Below are 18570 nucleotides of genomic sequence, written 5' to 3'. Positions count from 1 at the left end.
TACGGTCCCTGCCACTTTTTTTGCGTAATCATATTTATTCAAGAAATAGCATAAGTTTTTATGAAGACTAACTTCAATCAGCAGAAGTTCTCTATTTCTAAAGTTCAAGGATGTATGTAAAAACTCTCTCCGATTCAGACGGGTTAAATCCCAGCTGAATGAAGTTAAGCCTCCGGCGGATGCCTCGGATCTTTATCGAGCGAGCTTGATAAAAATCCGGGCGAAAATTCGGCGGGCGAATTTGATAACAATTTGCCCAATTCAACATAGAATGAAAGGACTTATGCATGGGAGGGAAATCAGAGTGAAAATCCATATCGTACAAAAAGGGGATACTCTTTGGAAGATAGCCAAGAAGTATGGCGTAGATTTCGAAGAGCTGAAAAAGATGAATTCACAGCTTAGCAACCCCGATATGATTATGCCCGGTATGAAAATAAAAGTCCCAACATCAGGAGGCAATATAAAGAAAGAGGCTCCTACCGGAGTACAAGGGGCAAAAATAAACATGGGTGCCAAAAAAGAAATGCCAAAGCAGGAGTTTCCTATTATGAAGGAAAAACCAAAGGAGGAGCCTAAGGAAGAACCGAAGGCGGAGCCGGTAGAACCTCCAAAGCCAGCACCTATTGAAGTACCGAAGGCAATGCCTGAAGCACCAAAGCCAGCACCAAAGCCAATACAGAAGGCAATGCCTGAAGCACCGAAGCCGGCACCAAAGCCAATACAGAAGGCAATGCCTGAAGCACCGAAGCCGGCACCAAAGCCAATACAGAAGGCAATGCCTGAAGCACCAAAGCCAGTGCCGAAAGCGAAGCCAAAGGAATTACCAAAAGAAGCTCCAAAGGTAAAGCCGATGGAACCAATAAAAGAGGTTCCGAAAGTAAAAGCGGTTGAAGAGGCGAAAAAGCCATATCTTCCCAAAATGCCGCTGCCAATCTCTGAAGCTGATATCAATAACTATTTTATGTCGAACATGGCAAATGTCAACGTCCCAGAGCCGCCTAAATCATTGCCCAAATTACCACCAAAGCCATTAAATGTTCTTCCGGAGGTAAATCCGGTGTTTGAAAGCCCTGAAGACTTTCCACCGATTCCGGAATCCCCAATCGATCAAAATGTAGGAGGTCAATATCAGCCAATGTATCCATACATGCCAAACTATGTTAATCCATGCTTCGATCCGTGTTATCCAGGTGGTCAGCCAATGCCATATCCGCAGGTACAAGGAATGCAAATGCCAGCACAGATGCCATATCCGCAGGTACAAGGAATGCAAATGCCAGCACAGATGCCATATCCACAGGTACAAGGAGCACAAATGCCATGTCCTCCGGTAATGGGTGCGCAAATGCATGCACCACAAATGCCATGTCCACCGCTAATGGGAGCACAAATGCCTTCAATGCCAATGAATGCTAATCCTGCCTTTCCACAGGTACAGGGTGCTTACATGCCAGAAGCGCCAATACCAAATCAGCCTGGCATGGTAGCCGGTATTCAGGATGGTCCTGATATGTATGAAGAATCATCACCATTTATGCCGCAAATGTTCTCACCCGAAACAGGTCAAGGAATGCCGTCACCAGGAAATCCGGAGATGGGTGCGCAAACCCCAATGATGCCAATGGATCAACCTATGCCAATGATGGGTCAGCAGATGCCACAACCTATGCCAATGATGGGTCAGCAGATGCCACAACCTATGCCAATGATGGGTCAGCAGATGCCACAGCCTATGCCAATGATGGGTCAGCAGATGCCACAACCTATGCCAATGATGGGTCAGCAGATGCCACAACCTATGCCAATGATGGGTCAGCAGATGCCACAGTCTATGCCAATGATGGGTCAGCAGATGCCGCAATCTATGCCAATGATGGGCCAGCAGATGCCGCAATCTATGCCAATGATGGGCCAGCAGATGCCACAACAAATGCCAATGATGGGTCAACAGATGCCGCACCAAATGCCGCAGCCTATGCAAGAAAAGGATTGCGGTTGTGGAGGATCCCAGCCTGGATACCCAATGGAAGGCTTTGGAGGAGGGGGCTATTCTGCTCCACCAATGTCACCAGGTATGCCTGGAGGATTTTTCCCTGGTCCTTATTATCCGCAAATGGGCTTTGGTCAACCACCTTACGGACCATATATGCAGGCAGGAGTGCCAGACTATGGGGCGCCGATGGGCGATTATGGGGTTCCTTACGATTTTGGGCCAGGGTACCCAACACCACGTGATGAGGAAAGCAGTGAATATAACGATTAAATTTAGAGGAGACGATGGATTTCATAATCGTCTCCTCTCCTATTTAAAGCAACACCTGCCTTTTCAGATTCTCTCCCTTACGCCACTTAGAAAAAATGTGTATATTGTTAGCTTAAAGGACGGATTTCAATTTGTGCTAAAGGGCTATTCCTCCCTCAGACGTCTGAAAATACAAGAGGTCTTTACCCAATCTCTAAAAAAGGCCGGCTTCGATTATTCGTATTCTTTTTACTCCCTTCCAAATGAACATCGGTTATTTTTTGAGTCACAGTACTTTGGTTTTCTTGAGTATCTTAGAAGGGGAGAGAATACCTTTTACTATGATTCGATGGATCATTGCCAGGAAGGTCTTACACTTTTACAGAGTTTTCACATCGCATCAGAAAAGCTGGTTGACAGCTATAGAACCATCCTACCGGCTTTCCATCTTATAGATAAATGGGAAGAAAGGCTTCAGCAGTTTCAAGCTAATGCTCACGTACTCTCCTCTTTTTTACAAAAGGAGGTTATTGAGGGCTTAATCTATTGGGCTGAATGGTCATTAACCGGCTTAAGACAGGAAAAGGAATCCTTATACTCCTTTCCCAATGTGATTTTACATGGAGATGTAGCACATCATAATTTTTTCCGAATTTCGACGGGGGAATTGTATTTAATTGATTTTGACTTAATTAGTACCGGACCAAGCATAGCCGATTATTTACAATATTCTAACCGAATTCTTCCTTTTTTAAGTTGGTCAATCAAGGAGCTGTCCTCATTTCAACTCCTTCAGTCCTATTTTCAACATCCTGTCTTTTTATATGCACTGGCATTTCCGACCGATATTTTCCGTGAATGGAACAGGCTTGTTAAAGAGCATACTTACAATGATGTACGAAAGGTTCGTTCGGTCATGGAATTAACCTTGGGACAATTGGATGAGAGGCTTGCTTTCTACAAACAGCTTGAAACAAACATTAACTAAATGGAGGTATCTGACAGGATTTAAAAACGGAGTCTGTTCACATTCTAATAATGAGCATTGTATTTACTCTTCCTTTATTCCGGCCAGGAAGCCAGACTGGAATGAAAATGATTATGAAGTTAACTTTTTTCTTGAAGTTAAGCTTCTCCATACAAAGTGAATGCGATGCTCATTTTTAAGTGGAGAGGTGGAGCTTCCGTGCAACAACATAAAAAATTCTGGTTACTACCAACTATGTTCATCATGATCGGTCTTACCGGCTGCGGAAATGATGAATCAGCTATTCAAGACCGGAGAAACGATAATGACACCATCCCGATTGGTTATTACTCAAATGAAAACCATGATGGAAATGGTGGAAACGCTATTCTTCTTGAGGATGACAATGATGGTCCTGCAACAGAGGCTTTGGACCATTCATTGGGAAAAGAACGAGGAACGAACCGCCAAGGCATTCAAAACATGAAAAATAAAAGTGGCGTTTACAAAATTAATAATCGCGAAGTAGTCATTGATGGCAGAGAAGAAATCAGCAATGACGATAGGAACTATCATGGACATTTATCAAATCAAGCAACCCCTTCGCGCCGTAATAATCATGCTATCAATGGTGGAAAACAAACGGAACAAATCACTAGCAAAGCCAAAAGGGTAGAAAATGTTAAGGATGCCCAGACGGTGATTCGAGAGGACACGATTATTGTAGGCGTCCTATTAAATGATGGCAATAAGGTTGAAGAGACGAAGAAAAACATCGCCAGTGCCATTGAGCCATATCGTCATGGAAGAACAGTTAAAATACTGACAAATGAAAGTCAGTATAACCGTATTAAGGTCATTAACAACGATATTCAAAACGGTGGCCCAATGGATGATCTGGATCATGAGATACAAAATATAAAGAACTCAAAGGAAAATATTGACCAATAACCCGATAAACAGAGCAGGCTATAGTCTTGCTCTGTTTTTTGTGCTTAAAACAAGGATAAGCATGAAAAAATTGGTCAAAATAGTAATGTGATAATAAGAGGTTCAATTGCGTAAAAGCTTCTTACTGATAGGTAAAAAGCCGTTGCTCCGATTTCAAAACGAGGTGATCGTCTATGCAAACAAAATGGTCTGTTCGAATTATTGCCCTGGTTGGATTTGTATGGGTGATCCTTTTAGCAGATTTCTCTCTAGGAGGAGAAAGTCATAAAGCTTTAGCTATTCAACCTGTTGAAGAAATAAAGCTCCCAATCGAAGTCGATGTCCTATTAACCTATATGTATGTGGATGGTGAAATAAGTGAAGAGACCATCACCGAAACGATTTGGTCCATGGAAAACTTTTGGGCTAAATATGATGAATGGCAGTTTATTGGGATGAATCAGGGGAAATTCGTTTTTCGGAAGGAAATGGACGATATCTCGCCATTATTGAAAACAAATGGTTATTTTGGTGTGACGGAGGACGGGATATTAACAATTTTTAATGGAAAGCCCTATAAATCTCATATAATTCAATCCTTTTTCCAAATTGATGTTGGGAAGCTGGAAAGCCGTAAAAGAATAGAATTAAAAAAGGGGATTCCGATTAAAACAAAGGACCGCTATGTGGAAGTATTAGAAACGTTTAAATCGTATTCGAAAGAAAAGGCGGCTAATTAAAAGCTTCTAATAAAGAACCGGTCAGCCGGTTCTTTTTGCATTGGAATAAGAACGTGAATAATTTGATGAATCCAACATTTTTCTTAATCCGTTAAATATTGTATGATAAAATGATGTACAGCTATTTAGAGGAGAGAGAAAAACATTGTATGAATTTATTAGAGGAAGTGTTCAATATATTCACCCAGAGTATATTGTGATTGAGAATAATGGAATGGGTTATCAGATATCTGCACCGAATCCATTTGCATACTCAAAGTACTCTGGTCAAGAAGTCACCGTTTATACGTATACATATGTACGGGAGGATATTCTTGCCCTATACGGATTTCAGTCTCGTGAAGAGAAAACCTTGTTCATGAAGCTATTAAATGTTACAGGCATTGGTCCAAAGGGGGCGCTCGCTATCCTTGCTTCAGGTGAACCGCAGCAGGTTGTACAGGCGATTGAAAACGAAGATGAAGCGTTTCTAGTTAAATTTCCTGGTGTCGGTAAAAAGACCGCTAGACAAATGATTCTAGATTTAAAAGGAAAGCTGCCTGATATCCTACCGGATTATTTTCCTAATTTATTTGCACCTGATCAGGAACAGGAAATCAAAGCGCATGAAGAATTTGATGAAGCACTTCTTGCCTTATTGGCCCTTGGCTACTCGGAGAGAGAAATTAAGAAGATTTCACCTGTGTTGAAAAAAGAGACGCTTACAACAGACGAGTATATTCGAAAAGGTTTACAGCTGCTGCTTCGATCATAGGAAAGTGGGGAGATGACGAATGGAAGAACGAATTATTTCAAGTGAAGCCGATTTAGGGGAAAGCTCTTTTGAAACAAGCCTTCGTCCCCAAACCTTAAACCAATATATTGGACAGGATAAAGTGAAAGAAAACTTAGCTGTCTTTATAAAAGCAGCTAAGCTTAGGCAGGAGACGTTAGATCATGTCCTACTTTACGGACCTCCAGGACTTGGAAAGACAACTCTTGCCGCGATTATTGCTAATGAAATGGGAGTCAATCTCAGGACAACAGCAGGCCCTGCGATTGAAAGACCGGGTGATTTGGCAGCTGTTTTAACGGCACTAGAACCTGGTGATGTATTGTTTATTGATGAAATCCATCGCTTGACCCGCTCTATTGAGGAAGTGCTATACCCAGCAATGGAGGATTTTTGCTTAGATATTGTCATTGGGAAGGGTCCAAGTGCCCGCTCTGTCAGGCTTGATTTGCCACCGTTTACTCTTGTAGGGGCTACGACAAGAGCGGGGTCTTTATCAGCACCATTGCGTGATCGATTTGGCGTTCATAGCAGGCTTGAATACTACAATTCAAAGCAACTAAAGGAAATCGTCATTAGGACTGCGGAGGTATTGGATATAGAAATTGATTCACAGGCCGCATCTGAAATTGCCTCAAGGTCGCGGGGAACGCCAAGAATTGCAAACCGACTGCTAAAACGAGTACGTGATTTTGCTCAAGTACGTGGTGATGGGGTAATTGATGAGGAAATGGCCCTGAAGTCACTCGACCTACTCCAGGTTGACCGTTTAGGTTTGGATCATATTGACCATAAATTATTAAGAGGGATTATTGAAAAATTCCGTGGAGGTCCTGTTGGGCTTGAAACCATTGCAGCAACAATTGGAGAAGAGGCGCATACCATCGAGGATGTATATGAACCATATCTCCTGCAAATTGGCTTTCTGCAACGGACACCGAGAGGACGAATCATAACTGATTCAGCATACCGTCATCTTGGAATGGAGGTGCCCGAGGAATGACAGGGATAGGAAAACTACTAATGACAATTGGCGTCGTGATTTTCATTATTGGTTTCCTGATGCAGTTTATCCATATTGGAAAATTACCTGGAGATATAGTAATTAAGAAAGGCAGCACAACCTTTTACTTTCCGATTATGACATCGATTGTACTTAGTGTTGTGCTGTCACTGATTTTTTATTTCATTGGGAAATTCCGTTAACGTTTGAATAGTTAAAGATAGGGTGACATTATGAAAGTAGATTTATTTGATTTTCACTTACCGGAAGAATTAATCGCACAAACTCCGCTGCTTGACCGTTCCAGCAGCAGGCTGATGGTGTTGGATAAAGAAACTGGAAGGATTACACATGATATTTTCAAGCATATTAAAAGCTATTTAAAGCCCGGGGACTGCCTTGTTCTAAATGATACGAGAGTCTTGCCGGCAAGGCTGTTCGGTGCAAAGGAAGATACTGGCGCGAAAATTGAGGTACTATTATTAAAACAGCAGGAAAATGATCGCTGGGAAACGCTTGTTAAACCGGCGAAACGGATAAAAAATGGGACGAAAATTGTTTTTGGTAACGGATTATTAACAGCGGTCTGTACCCAGGAGCTGGAGCATGGAGGGAGAATTCTTGATTTTCAATATGAAGGAATTTTCTATGAAGTGCTCGACCAATTAGGAGAGATGCCGCTGCCGCCATATATTAAAGAACAGTTAGAGGACCAGGACCGTTATCAAACGGTCTATGCGCGGGAAAGAGGCTCTGCTGCCGCCCCGACAGCAGGTCTACATTTTACAGAAGAGCTGTTGGAGGAAATAAAAGCCGCCAGTATACATATTGCCTTTATTACTTTACATGTTGGATTGGGAACATTCAGGCCGGTTAGTGTTGACGAGGTCGACCAGCATGAAATGCATTCTGAATTTTATCAAATGACAGAAGGTACGGCAGCCCTGTTAAATGAAGTTCGAAGCTCTGGAGGACGGATTATTTCAGTGGGGACGACCTCTACTCGGACATTAGAAACGATTGCGTCGGCTTGTAATGGTAAGTTTGAAGCAAGAAGCGGCTGGACGGATATTTTTATCTATCCAGGCTATGAGTTTAAAGCGATTGATGGGATGATTACTAATTTTCATTTGCCGAAATCAACGCTGATCATGCTGGTCAGTTCATTAGCAGGCCGTGAAGCCGTATTACATGCCTATGAAACAGCAGTACAAGAGAAATATCGTTTTTTCAGCTTCGGTGATGCGATGCTGATTATTTAGGCAGTATGGTAAAAAAGCCTTCGAGCCTTTGAGATAGAAAGGAGAATAACTATTGTCAGCAGTAACTTATGAGTTAATTAAAACATGTAAACAAACGGGAGCACGGCTCGGTCGTGTTCATACACCGCACGGGTCCTTTGAAACGCCTGTGTTTATGCCTGTTGGAACATTAGCGACAGTGAAAACGATGTCTCCAGAGGATATTAAGGAAATGGGAGCCGGGATTATTTTAAGTAATACATATCATTTGTGGCTTCGCCCGGGACATGATATTGTAAAAGAAGCCGGCGGTCTGCATAAATTTATGAACTGGGACCGTGCCATATTAACGGATTCAGGGGGCTTTCAAGTCTTTAGTCTTAGCGAGTTTCGTAAAATTGAAGAAGAAGGTGTCCATTTCCGCAATCATTTAAATGGTGATAAGCTTTTTCTTTCACCAGAAAAGGCAATGGAAATTCAAAATGCCCTTGGCTCTGATATTATGATGGCATTTGATGAGTGTCCGCCATACCCTGCTGAATTTGATTATATGAAAAAGTCGGTGGAAAGAACATCGCGTTGGGCGGAGCGCTGTCTCAAAGCCCATGACAGACCGAATGATCAAGGATTATTCGGAATCGTACAGGGCGGTGAGTATGAAGAGCTTCGTAAGCAAAGCGCCCGTGACTTAGTGTCACTTGATTTTCCTGGCTATGCCATTGGCGGTCTGTCAGTCGGAGAGCCGAAAGATGTGATGAACAGGGTCCTTGAGTTTACGACACCGTTGCTGCCAACTAATAAACCTCGTTATTTAATGGGTGTTGGTTCGCCGGATTCTTTGATTGACGGAGCTATCCGTGGAGTAGATATGTTTGACTGTGTATTGCCGACACGTATTGCAAGAAATGGAACTTTGATGACGTCAAGTGGCCGTTTGGTTGTTAAGAATGCGAAATATGCCAGAGATTTTGGCCCGATTGACGAGCATTGTGATTGTTATACCTGCAGAAATTACAGTCGTGCTTATATTCGTCATCTTATCCGCTGTGACGAAACATTCGGAATACGCCTAACGTCTTATCATAACCTGTATTTTCTGGTAAAATTAATGGAACAAGTCAGACAAGCGATTCGAGAAGATCGTCTAGGGGACTTTAGAGAAGAATTTTTTGAGCAATACGGTTTTAATAAACCTAACGCCAAAAACTTTTGATCAAGTCTGTGTTCATCCTTGATGATAGGACACAGCTTTAGATTTAATCATGCTTGAAAGGAGGTAATGTGTGCATGGAAGGTATTTTAGGGACAGTAGGTCCGATAATTTTAATGTTTGTTTTGTTTTATTTCCTTTTAATTCGTCCACAGCAAAAAAGGCAAAAATCTGTGCAACAGATGCAAAGCTCTTTAAAAAAGGGAGATAAAGTCGTGACAATTGGCGGTCTTCATGGAATCGTAGATGCAGTTGATGAAGAAAAAGTTGTGATTAAATGTGGAGATGGCAGCCGTCTTACATATGACAGATCAGCAGTACGCGAAGTAGTTGAATCTGCTTAAGTACTAGCATTGCAGCATAAAAAAACAGGAAGCCCTGAGGTTATACGGCTCCTGTTTTTTTGTTTTAATTATTTCTGGATTTACCACTCATGTTAACTCCTAAAATTCCACCCATCATGGCAATTAATATATAGCAGATGTGATAGATAAGCTGCTCGAAATTGAAAAGGTTATCGAGACCTAAAAATTGATACAAAAAAATCACTACTGAATAGATGATGCCGGTTAATCCACCGAGCATCCAGCCTTTTTGTTTTCCTTTTCCCCCTGAAATAAAACCTCCAAGAAAAATAGAAATGAAGGATATAGCCGAAATTATATACTGCACAGATGACTCCTGCAACGAGGTAAATCTTAATAAAAAAGCGAACAATAAGCTAGTGATAATCGCAAAAACAAAAATAGCTAGTGTTCCATATAATACTGCGCTGCCTAGGTTTTTTGATTCTTCGATAATCAATCTCTCCCTTCTGAATTTGGAACAGTCTTGCGTATTCCAAATGAACCAAGTCTCTTTGTACAAGCATATTCGTGAATTGATGAATATAGACTAGAATCTTTTGTTCAAATGAAACCACCTTTGGAAAATTTACCAACATGGATTTTAGAATAAAGAACAAAATAAATAGGCAACTAATGAATGCTGAAGACTGCTTGCTCAGACATGAAAGCAGGATGGCGTGAAGGGAGATAGAGTAGATGCATGAATGGATTATCGTAATACTTAGGACTATATTCATTTATTTTATCATTCTACTAATTTTCCGAATGATGGGTAAAAGAGAAATTGGGGAGTTAAGTGTATTTGATCTGGTCGTCAATATTATGATTGCTGAAATAGCTGTAATGGCTATCGATGAACCAAATATTGAGGTAATGAAATCAATTATTCCAATTGTACTGCTCATGCTCATTCAAATTACCATGGCACGCTTATCATTAAAAAGTAAGAAATTTAGAGATATAGTGGATGGTTCTCCGACTATTATTATTAACCAGGGCCAAATTGATGAATCAGCGATGCGGAAGCAGCGTTATAATTTCGATGACCTACTCCAGCAGCTCCGGGAAAAAAATGTTCATAATATTGCGGATGTAGAATTTGCGATTCTTGAGCCATCAGGAAAGCTGTCCGTATTAGAGAAAGAAAAGCAGCAGGAGGGAAGCTTAACACTTCCCCTCATTATTGATGGGCAGATTCAGCAGGAGCACTTACATATTATTAACAAAACAGAACTTTGGCTAAGACAGCAGCTGAAACAAAAGGGCATCACCACCCTCCAACAAATCTCCTTCTGCAGCTACCAAAACGGCCAATTCTACATTGACCTAATAAATGAGTAACGCTTTAAAGCGTCGGGGGACAGACCCCCACCGCTTTAAAGCAGTGGGGGTCTGTCCCCCGTTGGATTAACGCTTTAATGTGGGGTGGGGCTGGCCGAAGATGGCTAGTTTGGACAGGGGTTTGCCGATCCATGGGATTCGGGTGAGCTCATCTTTTTGTAGTAATCCTAGTAGGAGTACGAGCATAGTATAGATGATGGAAATTGCCATGGCTGTGAGTAGAACCTTTATCGCAAGATGTTGGGCTGCAGGAAGGTGTTGAATTATCCAGGCGCCTACAATGCCGGATATCCCCATAACAAAAAAGGTTTTCAAATAATCACGTAGATAGAAGGTGAATGAAACCTTTTTCAGGACTGTTGCAAAGTGAAGTAGGGTGACTAAAACAAAGCCAACGAGCAGACCAATTGCCACTCCGTTAATACCAAAGGCTGTCTGGCTTGCTAATGCAAAGATAACGGCTGTTTTCACGACGGCGCCAATCAAGCTGTTCACCATAGCTGCTCTCGCCAAATTGAGTGCTTGAAGCGTTGCCTGCAGTGGACCCTGATAATAATATAGAATAAAGAAAGGGGCCATGAGCTTAATGAATCCAGAGCCACTTTCTGAGCCATATAATACTTTCATGAGCGGGTCTGCCAGTACATATAGCATGACAACAGCCAGTCCACCTGATAAAAAAACAAAACGCAGTGCTTGCTGGAGCCGATATTCAACAAGCTTCATATTATTCTTTGAATGTGCTTCACTTATCGCTGGTACTAATGATGTGGACAAGGATTGGGTAATAAACGATGGCAGCATTAATAATGGAAGGGCAAAGCCGGTCAAGGAACCGTATTGCTCTGTTGCTGCAACAGCAGCAATCCCAGCAAGTGCCAGGCTGTGAGAAACGACAATGGGTTCAAAAAACCAGGATAGGGAACCGATCATTCTGCTGCCAGTTGTTGGCATCGCAATACTCATAAGACCCTTGAATTCATTTCTTCCTGAACGTAAATAGGAGAAAAAGTTTTTTCGAACAGGAAATTTCTTTTTCAATTTAAAAGTAGTGAGTAGATACAAAAGTGATGCGAACTCTCCGATGACAGCAGATGCCATTGCCGCTGCTGCTGCATATTCGATTCCGTAGGGAATAAATGCTTTTGTCATGAAGGCGATTAAGCCAATTCGTATCACTTGCTCAATCATCTGCGAGAAGGCAACAGGCTTCATGTTCTGTTTTCCTTGAAAATAGCCCCGAATCACAGAAGAGATGGCAATAATCGGTACAACCGGTGCAATAGCTAATAAAGGATAAAGCGTTCTTTCATCAGTCAACAGTGTCTCCGCTAACAGTGGTGCAGTCAAAAGTAAGATAGGAGTAAAGATTGCTGAAAGGGTAATCGTTGTGGTTAAGGATACAACGAGGATTTTCTTGACCTTTGCTTTATCTCCAACGGCCGCAGCCTCCGCCACGTTTTTCGAAATGGCAACTGGCAAACCAATCTGTGTTATGGTAATGGCAAGAATAAAGGTCGGTACCGCCATCATGTAAAGCCCAACACCCTCTGCTCCGATAAAGCGGGCAATAACAATGCGGTTAATGAATCCTAATACACGTGTGATAAGTCCTGCTACTAGTAGTATCAGTGTCCCTTTGATAAACTTAGACATTGTATTCCCTACCTTCTCAAAAAAGGTTTTATCATATACAATTATCTATATGCACTGATATGGACAAAGCATGACTAAGAATTCCAAACGAAATCGCGGGGAGGGGCTAATATGGAGATTAGCCAGGAATATGATCATTTTCGCAGCAAAGTATGGCCAGCTTTGAAAAGTAAACAGGAGGAATTCCAGCTATTAGGGTATGAAAGTGTTTCGGAGGAAGATATTTGGCAGTTTTTAGTTCGAAAAAAGTGGCGCAAGGAAAATAATGAAATGAAACTTTATGAAATGGTTCAAAGTATTCTTTCCTTAAAAGTGGGGGAATTTATGAACTATAGTACAGTTGAGGCTTTAAAGGATGCAGAATTTACACTGGATAACGATGAAGAGCTTTTGGAATTATTGAAATAGTGTAAATAATAAAACGACATTTGTTAATTCTTTATGTCGTAATACTGTATCAAATTGACAGTCCATTAAAACTGTTTCATAATAATCTATTTGAAGGGATATCCATTTTTTATTGAAAAATGGTTAGTTTTTTGAAGTGAGATTGCTGTAATCGAAACAGTGATTTGCAGATTAGCTTTTTTATGATCTGTCGGCTTTAGAGTTAAGGAGGAGCTATACATAATGGTAAAAAGAAGTCGGATTGTTGCCTTTTTAATCTTTATTGTTGTCATGGGTGCAGTCATGGGGGCAACAACTAAGGACGTAGTCAATAACATCAAGCTAGGGCTCGATCTTCAGGGTGGATTTGAGGTGCTTTATGAAGTAAGTCCAGCGAAAGAGGGTCAAAAAATTGACCAGAAAGCTCTTACTAGTACCGTAGAAGCATTAGATCGCCGTGTTAACGTACTAGGTGTAAGTGAGCCAAACATTCAGATTGAAGGAGAAAATCGTATCCGAGTTCAGCTCGCAGGAGTTGAGGACCAGAACCAAGCCCGGGAAATCCTGTCTACTGAAGCGAATTTAACGTTTCGGGATGCCAATGACCGCGTGATGATGGATGGGACGGATCTTGCTGAAGGCGGTGCCCAGCAAACCTTTGATGAGAATGGACAGCCAATTGTATCCTTGAAATTAAAAAGCGCAGAAAAGTTTAAACAGGTAACCCAAGAGATTGTTAATATGGGTGCACCGAACAATGTATTAGTTATTTGGCTTGATTTCGAAGAAGGGGTAGACTCGTATCAGGCAGAAATCGTGAAGCCAGATCCGAAATTTGTTTCTGCTCCAAGAGTAAGTGAAGTTTTTAACCAGAACTCTGTCTCCATTACGGGAAGCTTTACCATGGAGGAAGCGACAAGCTTAGCAGATATTTTAAATGCAGGGGCATTGCCAGTTAAATTGGATGAAATCTATTCCACTTCAGTTGGAGCCCAATTCGGTGAACAAGCTCTAACGAAAACGGTCTTTGCTGGTTTAATCGGGGTAGCAGCAGTCTTCCTTTTCATGATTGCTTATTACCGCTTACCAGGGATTATCTCAACGATTACTTTAACCGTATATCTATTTTTAGTATTAGTTGTATTTGATTGGATGAATGTTGTTTTGACGTTGCCGGGGGTAGCGGCACTTATTCTCGGTGTCGGGATGGCGGTTGATGCCAATATTATTACCGCCGAAAGAATCAAGGAGGAAATCAGGGTAGGAAGATCGATAAAGTCTGCGTTCAAGGCAGGAAATGAAAACTCTCTATCAACCGTTACAGATGCCAACCTGACGACTCTATTAGCTGCAGCAGTACTTTTCTATTATGGTACAAGCTCTGTAAAAGGATTTGCGACCAGCTTAATCATTGGTATCCTGGCGAGTTTTATCACCAATGTATTTTTATCAAGATGGCTACTAAGCCTATTCGTTAATAGTGGTACTTTAGATAAAAGACCAGGCTGGTTTGGTGTGAAAAAGAGTGATATTCATGATTTACGCGATAATATAGATACACTTGACCTGACAACAAAATTTGACCGCTTTGATTTTATTAAGGGTCGGAAAAAAGCCTTAGCGATTTTTGGAACCATCTTAGTCATCGGGATGATTGTCTTAGCCTTTGCTAGATTAAATTTATCCATTGATTTTACTAGTGGGACACGAGTGGATATATTAGCTAAGGAATCATTGACAGCGGAGCAAATTTCCAAGGAATTTGAAAAAATCGGAACACCGACAGATGATATTGTTATTTCTGGTGATAATCGCGATACAGGTGTTGCGCAATTTAATACCGCTCTTTCAAAGGAAAAAATAGCCGACATCAAATCTCACTTCCAAAAAGTATATGGTTCTGAGCCTAATGTCAGCACCGTGACACCGATTGTTGGGAAAGAATTAGCAAAAAATGCTGTTCTCGGTGTATTAATCGCATCGATTGGGCTCATTATTTTCGTCTCGTTCCGCTTTGAGTGGAGAATGGCCGTATCCGCAGTTATTGCCTTACTATATGCGGCAATCATCATTATTCCGTTCTTCAGTATTACGAGAATACAAGTGGATTTAACCTTTATTGCAGCATTATTAACCATTGTCGGTTATGCGATTAATGATACGATTGTTACCTTTGATAGAATGCGCGAAAATATGCAGAAAAGAAGACGGATTAAAACGTTTGAGGATATCGCTGATATTGCCAATACAAGTCTAAGGCAAACGCTTGGAAGATCGATTAATACGGTTTTAATGACAGCGGTAACGGTTGTCGCGGTCTTAATTTTTGGTAGTGAATCCCTGCTTCCATTTTCAGTTGCCTTAACGGTTGGGTTAATTGTTGGAACCTTAACAACAATCTTTATTGCAATCCCTCTTTGGGTAGAGTTCAAGCATAAGGAATTGAAGAAGAAGGGTACCATTAATACCTACAAGGAAAAACGTGTGCGTTCAGATGAGCCACAAGTATAAGAAAGATAGAAACCGCAGGATTTCCTGCGGTTTTTATTATTTCAAGTTATGGCACTTTTCTTTTTTCCTTCCTTTCCCATACAATCCATACTCTTTCATTGAATCCTTAACCTCACTTTTGTATAATGAATAAGCTAAGGGGTGAGCGTATGTTAAATTCAAAGACTCGTTGGATTGTTCGAAATTCAAATAATGATAAAGTCACCCAGCTGGTGGACGAGATGAATGTGACGCCACTGGTTGCATCGCTACTTGTGAACAGAGGACTGGAAGATCCTGAGGAAGCAAGGGCTTTTTTATTTAGCGAAAAACAGGAATTTCATGATCCATTTCTTTTTTTAGATATGGACAAGGCCGTGAATAGAATTAAACAGGCGATAGAATCAGGCGAAGCCATCATGATTTTTGGCGATTATGATGCCGACGGTGTTACGAGTACAACCATTATGATGAAGACGCTTGAAGAGCTTGGAGCCAATGTGCAATTTTACATACCAAACCGTTTCACGGAAGGCTATGGACCGAATGAAGGTGCCTTCAGGTATGCACATGAAATTGGAATTAGTCTGATTATTACGGTTGATACCGGAATAGCTGCCCTTAACGAAGCAAGTGTGGCAAAGGAGCTTGGTATGGATTTAATCATTACCGATCACCATGAGCCCGGACCGGAGCTACCTGATGCATACGCCATCATCCATCCGAAAAGAGAGGGGAGCCCGTATCCCTTTCAGGAGCTTTGCGGAGCGGGTGTTGCCTTTAAGCTAGCACATGCATTATTTGGCAAGCTTCCTCAGCATTTATTACAGTATGCTGCAATCGGAACCATTGCCGATTTAGTTCCATTAAAGGATGAAAATAGACTAATTACCCAAAAGGGTTTGAACATAATAAGAAATACGGATAGCGTTGGGTTAAAGGCTCTTTTTAAGTTAGCGGGTGTTGAAGCGGCGGCAACGAACGAGGAAACAATTGGTTTTTCTATTGCACCCCGTATCAATGCAGCAGGGAGACTTGATAGCGCAGATCCGGCCGTTTATTTAATGCTTACAGAGGATCCCATCGAAGCGGAAAGCTTAGCTGAGGATATTGAGCAGTTGAATAAGGATCGGAAGGAACTGGTAAACAGCATTGCAGCAGAAGCTATACAGATGGTAGAGGAGCAATTCCCAATTGAGGAGAACAGCTTCCTAATCGTTGGAAAATCTGGCTGGAACGCAGGGGTCATTGGAATTGTGGCATCAAAGCTGGTTGAGAAATATTACAGACCGACAATCGTATTAAGCTATGATGTGGAAAAGGGTCTTGCAAAAGGTTCGGCTAGAAGTATTGCTGGATTTGACCTTTTTAAAAACCTGTCCACCTGTCGTGATATTCTGCCGCATTTTGGCGGACATACTAGTGCTGCAGGGATGACCTTAAATATGAGTGATGTCGAGGAGCTACGCCGCCGTTTAAATCAGCTTGCGAACGAGCAATTGTCTGAAGAGGATTTAATCCCTATCACCTATATTGATACCGAGGTGTCTGTTCAGGATATCCATATTACCTCGATTGAGGAAATGAATCTATTAGCACCATACGGCATGGATAACCCAAAGCCTAAGGTGCTGATAAAGGAAGCAAAGATTGGCAGTATCCGAAAGATCGGTTCAGAGCAAAATCATTTAAAATTAACCCTGGAGCATGAAGGGATGGCACTAGATGGTGTAGGCTTTGGTCTTGGCGAAGTGTGCGATCATATTTCCCCGGCTTCACAGCTGTCGGTGATTGGAGAGCTTTCGATTAATGAATGGAATAATCGTAAAAAACCGCAAATCTTCCTGCAGGACTTGGCTGTATCCTCCTGGCAGCTGTTCGATTATCGAGGTGCGAAAAAAATCATAGGGATTGCTGACAGTCTGCCACCTGAAGAAACAAAATGGATTGTTTTCCGACAGGACTATGCGATGAGATTGCAAAAAACCATTGCAGACGGTGATGTACTGTTTATTTCTTCCGTTACAGAAGCAGAAGAAGCTAGGCTTGACCATTGTCATGTGGTGCTGGTCGATTTACCGCCTTCAAAGGAAATCCTTTACCGGCTTCTATCAGGAAAAAAAGTGGCTCGAATTTATGCCCACTTATTTAAAGCTGAAAGTGATTTCTTCTCAACCATCCCAACCCGTGAGGATTTCAAATGGTTTTATGCATTAATTGCTAAAAAGGGTCCGTTTGATTTAAAAAAGAATGGTGATGCGATTGCTAAGCATCGAGGCTGGACAAGAGAAACCATTGATTTTATGTCACAGGTGTTTTTTGAACTTGAATTTGTTACAATGAAAAATGGACTGATTGCGTTGAATAAGGATGCTGGGAAGCGGGATTTAGCCGATTCCCAAACGTATCAGCAAAAGCTGGCTCAATATGAGCTTGAAAAGGAATTGTTATATTCATCGTTTCAACAGCTAAAAGACTGGTTTGACCAGTTGATTCATGAAACGGTGAAATTAGAGGAGGCACTTTAGAAATGGACTTGAAGAAATTTATTACTGTCGTAGAGGATTGGCCCAAACCGGGAATAAGCTTTAAAGATATTACGACATTAATGGATAATGGAGAAGCATATAAATACGCTACAGACCAAATCGTTCAATATGCCCGTGACAAAGAAATCGATCTTGTGGTCGGTCCTGAAGCACGCGGATTTATTATTGGCTGTCCTGTTGCCTATTCCCTTGGCGTTGGCTTTGCGCCTGTTCGTAAAGAGGGGAAGCTACCTCGTGAAACCGTTAAAGTAGACTACGGATTAGAATATGGAAAGGATGTCCTTACAATCCATAAGGATGCAATAAAACCAGGGCAAAGAGTCTTAATTACAGATGATTTACTGGCTACTGGTGGAACGATCCTTGCTACAATTCAGCTAGTAGAACAGCTGGGCGGGGTTGTTGCAGGAATTGCCTTTTTAATTGAGTTAAGTGATTTAGGTGGGCGTCATAAGCTTGAAAATCACGATATTCTAACATTAATGTCCTTTTAGGGAGTGTGAGCGCTTACATTTATAAGCGCTCTTTTCCTATATTCTAAAACGCTTGGCTAAATGCACTTATTCTTTCATAAAATTGTAATCTTTCGTTATTAAACTGAAAAATAACATACATTCTCTTTACATCTCATCATTTTTTTTCGATAATAATAACAATCATTTGATTTTATTATTTATATTAGTTTTTTAAAT

The 18570-nt window shown here is 41.4% G+C and carries 17 protein-coding genes; 15 read left to right on the top strand and 2 right to left on the bottom strand.

Annotation, left to right across the window (positions count from 1 at the left end):
* Nucleotides 1-304: 304 nt before the first annotated feature.
* The 10 genes from safA (at nt 305) to yajC (ending at nt 9452) form a co-directional block, all read left to right on the top strand.
* Complete coding sequence (gene safA / locus BQ5321_RS18500) at nt 305-2266, top strand: SafA/ExsA family spore coat assembly protein (protein ID WP_071395893.1); 1962 nt, start codon at nt 305-307, stop codon at nt 2264-2266.
* Entirely contained in the window at nt 2250-3233 is a 984-nt protein-coding gene (locus BQ5321_RS18495; RefSeq protein WP_071395892.1) for a phosphotransferase, read from the top strand. The genes safA and BQ5321_RS18495 overlap by 17 nt, the downstream gene beginning before the upstream one ends.
* Nucleotides 3234-3431: 198 nt before the next feature.
* Nucleotides 3432-4163, top strand: coding sequence for a YhcN/YlaJ family sporulation lipoprotein (locus BQ5321_RS18490; RefSeq protein WP_071395891.1), 732 nt, complete (start codon nt 3432-3434; stop codon nt 4161-4163).
* Between the two features lie 173 nt (nt 4164-4336).
* Nucleotides 4337-4882, top strand: a complete 546-nt coding sequence (locus tag BQ5321_RS18485; RefSeq protein ID WP_071395890.1) for an intercompartmental signaling factor BofC — start codon at nt 4337-4339, stop codon at nt 4880-4882.
* 145 nt (nt 4883-5027) lie between these two features.
* The gene (ruvA, locus tag BQ5321_RS18480; RefSeq protein WP_071395889.1) at nt 5028-5636 is read left to right on the top strand and encodes a Holliday junction branch migration protein RuvA; all 609 of its coding nucleotides are present in this window, start codon (nt 5028-5030) and stop codon (nt 5634-5636) included.
* Nucleotides 5637-5655: 19 nt separating this feature from the next.
* Nucleotides 5656-6657, top strand: coding sequence for a Holliday junction branch migration DNA helicase RuvB (gene ruvB / locus BQ5321_RS18475; RefSeq protein WP_071395888.1), 1002 nt, complete (start codon nt 5656-5658; stop codon nt 6655-6657).
* On the top strand, nt 6654-6860 hold the full coding sequence (locus BQ5321_RS18470) for a DUF2905 domain-containing protein (protein WP_071395887.1): 207 nt from the start codon (nt 6654-6656) through the stop codon (nt 6858-6860). The genes ruvB and BQ5321_RS18470 overlap by 4 nt, the downstream gene beginning before the upstream one ends.
* Nucleotides 6861-6890: 30 nt before the next feature.
* Nucleotides 6891-7919 (top strand): tRNA preQ1(34) S-adenosylmethionine ribosyltransferase-isomerase QueA, encoded by a 1029-nt coding sequence (gene queA, locus BQ5321_RS18465; protein WP_071395886.1) that lies wholly within the window; start codon nt 6891-6893, stop codon nt 7917-7919.
* Nucleotides 7920-7971: 52 nt separating this feature from the next.
* Nucleotides 7972-9111: a tRNA guanosine(34) transglycosylase Tgt gene (tgt, locus tag BQ5321_RS18460; protein WP_071395885.1), complete on the top strand. Its 1140-nt coding sequence runs from the start codon at nt 7972-7974 to the stop codon at nt 9109-9111.
* Nucleotides 9112-9185: 74 nt separating this feature from the next.
* On the top strand, nt 9186-9452 hold the full coding sequence (gene yajC, locus BQ5321_RS18455; protein WP_071395884.1) for a preprotein translocase subunit YajC: 267 nt from the start codon (nt 9186-9188) through the stop codon (nt 9450-9452).
* A 64-nt stretch (nt 9453-9516) separates the two neighbouring features.
* On the opposite strand, the gene BQ5321_RS18450 is transcribed toward yajC, so the two are convergent.
* Nucleotides 9517-9906, bottom strand: coding sequence for a TIGR04086 family membrane protein (locus BQ5321_RS18450; RefSeq protein ID WP_071396977.1), 390 nt, complete (start codon nt 9904-9906; stop codon nt 9517-9519).
* A gap of 245 nt (nt 9907-10151) precedes the next feature.
* On the opposite strand from BQ5321_RS18450, the gene BQ5321_RS18445 reads away from it, so the two are divergent.
* Entirely contained in the window at nt 10152-10796 is a 645-nt protein-coding gene (locus tag BQ5321_RS18445) for a DUF421 domain-containing protein (RefSeq protein ID WP_071395883.1), read from the top strand.
* A 66-nt stretch (nt 10797-10862) separates the two neighbouring features.
* Here the strand turns inward: BQ5321_RS18445 and spoVB are convergent, their stop codons facing one another.
* The gene (gene spoVB / locus BQ5321_RS18440) at nt 10863-12452 is read right to left on the bottom strand and encodes a stage V sporulation protein B (RefSeq protein ID WP_071395882.1); all 1590 of its coding nucleotides are present in this window, start codon (nt 12450-12452) and stop codon (nt 10863-10865) included.
* Between the two features lie 111 nt (nt 12453-12563).
* Here spoVB and BQ5321_RS18435 point away from each other — a divergent pair, with 111 nt between their 5' ends.
* The 4 genes from BQ5321_RS18435 to BQ5321_RS18420 all read left to right on the top strand — a co-directional run bounded on the left by BQ5321_RS18435 (nt 12564) and on the right by BQ5321_RS18420 (nt 18372).
* Nucleotides 12564-12860 carry a post-transcriptional regulator gene (locus BQ5321_RS18435; RefSeq protein ID WP_071395881.1) on the top strand — a complete coding sequence of 99 codons (297 nt, stop codon included), beginning with the start codon at nt 12564-12566 and terminating at the stop codon, nt 12858-12860.
* A gap of 222 nt (nt 12861-13082) precedes the next feature.
* Nucleotides 13083-15350 (top strand): protein translocase subunit SecDF, encoded by a 2268-nt coding sequence (secDF, locus tag BQ5321_RS18430; protein WP_071395880.1) that lies wholly within the window; start codon nt 13083-13085, stop codon nt 15348-15350.
* Between the two features lie 149 nt (nt 15351-15499).
* Nucleotides 15500-17857: a single-stranded-DNA-specific exonuclease RecJ gene (recJ, locus tag BQ5321_RS18425; protein ID WP_071395879.1), complete on the top strand. Its 2358-nt coding sequence runs from the start codon at nt 15500-15502 to the stop codon at nt 17855-17857.
* A 2-nt stretch (nt 17858-17859) separates the two neighbouring features.
* Entirely contained in the window at nt 17860-18372 is a 513-nt protein-coding gene (locus tag BQ5321_RS18420; RefSeq protein ID WP_071395878.1) for an adenine phosphoribosyltransferase, read from the top strand.
* The last annotated feature ends 198 nt before the right edge of the window (nt 18373-18570 follow it).

Source organism: Bacillus tuaregi, from assembly GCF_900104575.1.
GTDB classification, from domain to species: Bacteria; Bacillota; Bacilli; order Bacillales; family Cytobacillaceae; genus Bacillus_BD; species Bacillus_BD tuaregi.
Note: the sequence above shows the minus strand (reverse complement) of the source record. Positions and strands in the feature narration are given on the sequence as shown.

Excerpts from the sequence above, each read along its gene's own strand:
- BQ5321_RS18485 (WP_071395890.1), top strand. The coding sequence starts at position 4,337 with ATGCAAACAAAATGGTCTGTTCGAATTATTGCCCTGGTTGGATTTGTA.
- ruvB (WP_071395888.1), top strand. The coding sequence starts at position 5,656 with ATGGAAGAACGAATTATTTCAAGTGAAGCCGATTTAGGGGAAAGCTCT.
- BQ5321_RS18470 (WP_071395887.1), top strand. The coding sequence starts at position 6,654 with ATGACAGGGATAGGAAAACTACTAATGACAATTGGCGTCGTGATTTTC.
- queA (WP_071395886.1), top strand. The coding sequence starts at position 6,891 with ATGAAAGTAGATTTATTTGATTTTCACTTACCGGAAGAATTAATCGCA.
- yajC (WP_071395884.1), top strand. The coding sequence starts at position 9,186 with ATGGAAGGTATTTTAGGGACAGTAGGTCCGATAATTTTAATGTTTGTT.
- BQ5321_RS18445 (WP_071395883.1), top strand. The coding sequence starts at position 10,152 with ATGCATGAATGGATTATCGTAATACTTAGGACTATATTCATTTATTTT.
- spoVB (WP_071395882.1), bottom strand. The coding sequence starts at position 12,452 with ATGTCTAAGTTTATCAAAGGGACACTGATACTACTAGTAGCAGGACTT.
- BQ5321_RS18435 (WP_071395881.1), top strand. The coding sequence starts at position 12,564 with ATGGAGATTAGCCAGGAATATGATCATTTTCGCAGCAAAGTATGGCCA.
- secDF (WP_071395880.1), top strand. The coding sequence starts at position 13,083 with ATGGTAAAAAGAAGTCGGATTGTTGCCTTTTTAATCTTTATTGTTGTC.
- recJ (WP_071395879.1), top strand. The coding sequence starts at position 15,500 with ATGTTAAATTCAAAGACTCGTTGGATTGTTCGAAATTCAAATAATGAT.
- BQ5321_RS18420 (WP_071395878.1), top strand. The coding sequence starts at position 17,860 with ATGGACTTGAAGAAATTTATTACTGTCGTAGAGGATTGGCCCAAACCG.